General features: G+C 70.6%; 1 protein-coding gene. It reads right to left on the bottom strand.

Going from position 1 to position 1,820, the window contains the following annotated elements:
• Positions 1-153: 153 nt before the first annotated feature.
• On the bottom strand, positions 154-1,686 hold the full coding sequence (locus E4099_RS31705) for a GMC family oxidoreductase (RefSeq protein ID WP_135342541.1): 1,533 nt from the start codon (positions 1,684-1,686) through the stop codon (positions 154-156).
• Positions 1,687-1,820 lie beyond the last annotated feature (134 nt).

The following is a 1,820-nucleotide window of genomic DNA, read 5'->3' on the forward strand; positions in this document are numbered from 1 at the left end:
GAGCGGGGCTCGATGCCGGAGCGGGGCCGGAGCCCAAGGTGCAGCCAGGCATGGAGGTGCCGGGTCCTGAGTTCGGCAGGGGGGCGATGGGGGTGCCCGGGGTGGAGCCGGTCCCGGTGACGGTTCCGGCGCCCCGTTGGGCATGCGTACTCATCACGCCTCGCCTCCGTTCCTCGGGGTCGCGCCGAGCAGTTCGGCGCACTTCTCCCCCACCATCAGCACGGCGATCATCGGGTTCACGGCCGTCATGGTCGGGAAGACCGAGGCGTCGGCGATCCGGATGCCGCGCAGCCCGCGGACCCGCAGCTGCGGGTCGACCACGGCCTCGCGGTCGTCCGCCGCGCCCATCCGGCAGGTGCCGGCGGGGTGGTACACGGTGTGCGCCACCCGCCGTGCGTACGCGCTGAGTTCCTCGTCGGAGGTGACCTCCGGTCCGGGGCACACCTCGCGCTTGAGCCAGCCGGCCAGCGGCTCGGTACGGGCGATCTCGCGGGCCAGCCGGATGCCGTCCACCAGGGTGCGGGCGTCGTAGTCGTCCTCGTCGGTGAAGTAGCGGAAATCGAGGGCGGGTTTGACCTCGGGGTCCGCACTGGTGAGGTAGAGGCGTCCGCGGCTGCGCGGCTTGGGGATGTTGGGGGTCATCGACACTCCATGCGCTGGCTTTTCGTAGCCAATCCGCTCCGGATTGTCAGTGAACGGGATCTGGTAGAAGTGGAACATCAGGTCAGGTCCACTTGATTCAGGATTCCGCCGCACAAAAAGTCCCGCGTCCGAATCCATCGCGGAATTCTCCGGTATGGGACCGTGGGTCTCCCAGACGATGACCGACTCCGGGTGATCCAGAAGGTTTTCCCCGACGCCCGGGAGATCAAGCGTCACCGGAATGCCGAGCTTTTCAAGATCATTGGCAGGCCCGATTCCGGAGTGCATCAGCAGCCGCGGGGTGTCCACCGCGCCCGCGCACACCACCACCTCGCGGGCCGCCTCCACCAGGAGTTCCTCGCCGTCCTTGGTGCGCACCCGCGCCCCGGTGGCCCGGTCGCCGTCCAGCTCCAGCCGGTAGGCCCAGGTCTCCAGCATCAGGTGGAGGTTGGGCCGGTCCAGGAAGGGGTGGAGGTAGGCGACGGAGGCGGAGGAGCGCTTGTTGTCCTCCGGGTGGTAGGCGAGGTCGAAGAAGCCGACGCCCTCGTGGAAGGGCCGCTGGTTGAAGCCCTCCACCAGCGGCACCTCGGCCGCCGTGCGCGCCGCCGCCACGAAGTCGCGGGCGATGGCGTTCCGGTCCTTCTCGTGCACCGGCACGATGTTGTTGCGCAGCCGCTCGTAGTACGGGTCCATGGCGCCGGCGTCCCAGCCCTCGGCGCCGGCCTGGGCCCACTCGTCCCAGTCGCCGGGCAGCGGCTTGAAGGAGATCAGCGTGTTGTGCGAGGAGCAGCCGCCGAGCACCCGGGCGCGGCTGTGCCGGATGTGGGAGTTGCCGCGCGGCTGGGGGGTGGTCGGGTAGTCGTAGTCCAGCTCCCCGCCGAGCAGGCCCAGCCAGCGGCGCAGCGTCAGCACCTCGGGGCGGTCGACGTCGGAGGGCCCGCCCTCGATGACGGCGACGGTGGTGCCGGGGTCCTCGGTGAGGCGGGAGGCGATCACGGATCCCGCGGTGCCGCCGCCGATGACGACGTAGTCGAAGGTGGGCATGGGAGTACTCCTTCAGGCTTGCGAGCGGTGCGGACGGGCACGCTGTGCCGGTGGCGTGCGGCAGGCGGCGTTCGGCCGGTGCGGACGGGCTCGACGGGGGTGAGCGCTCGATGGGGGTGAAGGCCCGGCGGGGG

Origin of the sequence: Streptomyces palmae (assembly GCF_004684805.1) — a bacterium.
GTDB classification, from domain to species: Bacteria; Actinomycetota; Actinomycetes; order Streptomycetales; family Streptomycetaceae; genus Streptomyces; species Streptomyces palmae.

Bases quoted from the DNA above. Each gene is read 5' to 3' on its own strand.
- E4099_RS31705 (WP_135342541.1), bottom strand. From the start codon at position 1,686: ATGCCCACCTTCGACTACGTCGTCATCGGCGGCGGCACCGCGGGATCC.